Source organism: Vibrio sp. 10N.286.48.F5, from assembly GCF_041469785.1.
Lineage (GTDB): Bacteria > Pseudomonadota > Gammaproteobacteria > Enterobacterales > Vibrionaceae > Vibrio > Vibrio crassostreae_C.
Window position 1 is genome coordinate 1 of record NZ_JBFRLG010000071.1, and the last position, 3,228, is coordinate 3,228.

The 3,228-nt window shown below is 40.7% G+C and carries 4 protein-coding genes and 1 pseudogene; 3 read left to right on the plus strand and 2 right to left on the minus strand.

Annotation, left to right across the window (positions count from 1 at the left end; translation table 11 throughout):
* Positions 1 to 325: 325 nt before the first annotated feature.
* Positions 326 to 478 (minus strand): hypothetical protein, encoded by a 153-nt coding sequence (locus tag AB4185_RS21775; RefSeq protein ID WP_017063293.1) that lies wholly within the window; start codon positions 476 to 478, stop codon positions 326 to 328.
* A 99-nt stretch (positions 479 to 577) separates the two neighbouring features.
* On the opposite strand from AB4185_RS21775, the pseudogene AB4185_RS21780 reads away from it, so the two are divergent.
* A pseudogene (locus AB4185_RS21780) lies at positions 578 to 1,483 on the plus strand (LysR substrate-binding domain-containing protein).
* Between the two features lie 124 nt (positions 1,484 to 1,607).
* Here the strand turns inward: AB4185_RS21780 and AB4185_RS21785 are convergent.
* Positions 1,608 to 1,814: a DUF1127 domain-containing protein gene (locus AB4185_RS21785; RefSeq protein WP_102331947.1), complete on the minus strand. Its 207-nt coding sequence runs from the start codon at positions 1,812 to 1,814 to the stop codon at positions 1,608 to 1,610.
* A 103-nt stretch (positions 1,815 to 1,917) separates the two neighbouring features.
* On the opposite strand from AB4185_RS21785, the gene AB4185_RS21790 reads away from it, so the two are divergent.
* Entirely contained in the window at positions 1,918 to 2,868 is a 951-nt protein-coding gene (locus AB4185_RS21790) for a LysR substrate-binding domain-containing protein (protein WP_372135930.1), read from the plus strand.
* A gap of 45 nt (positions 2,869 to 2,913) precedes the next feature.
* Positions 2,914 to 3,126, plus strand: coding sequence for a VF530 family DNA-binding protein (locus tag AB4185_RS21795; protein ID WP_012604684.1), 213 nt, complete (start codon positions 2,914 to 2,916; stop codon positions 3,124 to 3,126).
* Positions 3,127 to 3,228: the final 102 nt, after the last annotated feature.

Here is a 3,228-nt window from a genome sequence, read left to right on the forward strand (position 1 = left end):
ATTTTCATTTATTAATCCCAAAAATAACTGTCTGTTTTATATCCATTAGACAAAGAAAGGAAAAAAACATTATGACGCTTGTTTTTATATAAATCAGAGTTAAAGTCTCAAAAATAAGACAACGTAAATTGAAAAATAAGCATTTAGTTTAGTAGGAATGGATTTTTATAAGTACTCGATGATTAATGGGTAAAGTCAGGCTGGATTAAGCGAGTACAAATGAATATTGTGGCCGAGATAGAACCAGCGAAACTAGCCTTCACGCTAATGGATACATAAGTCATGATTATAAACATTTAGTATAATCAGAAGCATCGTTATTCTCTTACTCTAACCCTATATCTTCTTTCATTCTACGACTCAGCTGTTCTGCACATAAAACCTTATTCTGTTTCGCCTTAGCCTTACCTCCTTTGATCTTATTATTTTTAAACAACTTAGTCCCATAAAATCTTGTCCAACGGATTAATGCTTCCATAATTACTCTCTTGTATTTGCCATCGTTCTGTCGTTATTATGAAAACAACCTGTTCGATAAGCGAACAACCATTTCTAACAAGAACTATAAGAAGACGTTATGGATAATAGACTACGCCACCTTTCCTGACTTCGTTACTTCGAAGTCGCAGCTCGCTTGAGTAGCTACAGCAAGGCAGCAGAAGAGCTCTTTGTTAGCCAAGCTGCTGTCAGCCAAAAGATCCGTCAGTTAGAGGAACAACTAGAGTGCAAGCTGTTCATTAGGAAAGGGCGTGAAATGGCATTGACTAAAGAGGGTCGGACTCTCTTCCAACATGTGTCAGATGGATTTAAAGAGCTTGTTGTCGGGTTGAACAAGATCCAGTCTGAACCCTTACAAGGCGTTATCGTGGTTCGAAGTCTGCCATCTTTTGCATCGCGTTGGCTATTACCTCGGTTGTGGAAGTTTTCAGTCAAACACCCCGAAATACCAATCAAACTCCTCACCGAGAATGATACTCCTAAACTAAAATATGATGAGATTGACGTCGCGATTCTTCAAGGTGAGGATCTCCCTGTTGAGCAAGGTCTATCGCTTGAAGTCCTAATCAATGAACCTTTATATCCCTTTTGCTCACCTGCTCTTGCTAACTCTTTGAAGTTTTCGTCACCAGAACAGCTTCTAAAGTGTTGGCTGATCCAATTTAAAGGGGGGCACTATCTTTGGGAGGAGTGGTTCAAACGAGTAAATGTTCCAATCAAAAGTAGTACTGTCCAATGGGTAGAAGTAGGCACATTTGATATGGGTCTAACCACAGTCATGGCGGGTCACGGGGTTTGCCTAGCTACAGACAGCTTGGCTGGTGACTTCATCGAACGCGGCTTACTAGTGAAACCCTTTGATATAGGCATGACACCTGGGGTTCAAGTTAACTTATGTTTTGACCCTAGCTCGCCGAGGAAAGAACGTATTGAGGCATTTACTGAGTGGTTGCATGAAGAAGTGTCTGAAATATCTAAGAGCTAACTTTAGCTTTGGCTTTGGCTTTGGCTTTGGCTTTGGCTTTGCAAAGATAACTCAGCATTACTTATCACACTCCGCGTTCACGTAACTCCTTTTATATAGATAGAGTTACGTGCGTGAAGTTTATTTACTCCCAAAAAGATTTTTTCATCTCTTCATTAGCCTGCTCTCGGGTAATACCAACATCTTCAAGTAAATGATCCGATAGCTCTGCTAGGTGTTTTCTCGTCCTACGATTCTGAAGATAAATCCTAAATTTAGAATAGAATTTCTTACCTGATAATGATGATAAGAATGAATGATGAGTATTTGATGTCGTTGTTATCGTGTTCATAATCGCTCTCCTATTGACGCTTTGCTTTATTATGGTCAATAATCGACCAGTAACGCATTAGCGACAAACGATAGATACTGGTACTCAGTTAAGGAAAACTAATGTGAGAGAGCGAACGCCACCATTCCAAGGGATCTACTATTTTTATACTGCGGCTGAAACTGGCAGTTTCAAGCTCGCAGCAGAAAAGCTATTTGTCACGGCAGCAGCAGTCAGCCAACAAATTCGCCAACTTGAAGAATGGTTAGGCGCAGACCTGTTTATTCGCCAGCACCGAAAAATAGTATTAACTCATGAAGGTGAAGTGCTCTATCTACAAGCGAAGAAAGGCTTTGCTCATATTCAAGATGGAGTAAGACGAATAAACCAAGACCCCAACCCCACTCAGTTATCGATTTCGACCGTACCCTCTTTTGCACAACATTGGTTAGTGCCTAGAATTGGCGACTTCCGCGACCGTCACCCAGATTTATCTATGTTAATAGAACCGACCAACAAACTGGTTACCTTTGAAGACTCAGCTGTCGATGTCTGTGTTCGATATGGTCATGGTAACTACCCAAATATTGAATCACGTTGGTTAATGGACGAAGTTGTTTACCCTGTCTGTCATCCTATCTATAAAGAAAAATATGGAATCTATGACATCAGCGATCTGCATAAAGCAGAGTTAATTGAAGACCGTTGGCCTGATATGGATTGGAATCTATGGTTAGACGTTGCTGGGGCGAAGGCAGGACGTTCATCATTGCAATTTGACGGCTCACATTTTGTTTTAGAGGGTGCATTATCCGTTCAGGGCGTTGCCTTGGTTAAGCACAGCTTGGTTTATCGCTATTTGCAGGAAAAGAAACTCGTCCGAATCGGTAATATCGCGCTGAAGCCTAAATACAATTACTTTTTATGCGCGCCTCCAGGTTACTTCCATCGAGAAAAGATAAAACGCTTCGAAGAATGGATGCAGACTCAAGTTAAATTGTTTGGTGATACAGGTAGAGAAGAGCTTTCGATTATCCACACCGATTACGAACTCAAATGGTCGGATAATTCATAAAGCGAAACTGGTATACTTAGCTCAAATAAATGGCGAGAACATCTCATGACACAAGACAATAATCCACTTCACGGTATCACTCTACAGAAGCTACTGACTGAATTAGTTGAACATTACGGTTGGGAAGAGTTGAGTTACATGGTGAACATCAACTGCTTTAAAAAAGACCCGAGCATTAAATCGAGCTTAAAATTTTTGCGTAAAACAGATTGGGCTCGTACCAAGGTAGAGCAGATTTACATCGACTTAAAGCGTTAATCTCTCCCTACTTTATCTGTCCCGTGTTGATTAAATACGGGACAACCCCTGTGTCTACTTTTTAGGGGCCATATCAATATCACATCTCGCATCTCGCATCTC

Coding starts and splice junctions, on each gene's coding strand:
- AB4185_RS21775 (WP_017063293.1), bottom strand. CDS start 478: ATGGAAGCATTAATCCGTTGGACAAGATTTTATGGGACTAAGTTGTTT.
- AB4185_RS21785 (WP_102331947.1), bottom strand. CDS start 1,814: ATGAACACGATAACAACGACATCAAATACTCATCATTCATTCTTATCA.
- AB4185_RS21795 (WP_012604684.1), top strand. CDS start 2,914: ATGACACAAGACAATAATCCACTTCACGGTATCACTCTACAGAAGCTA.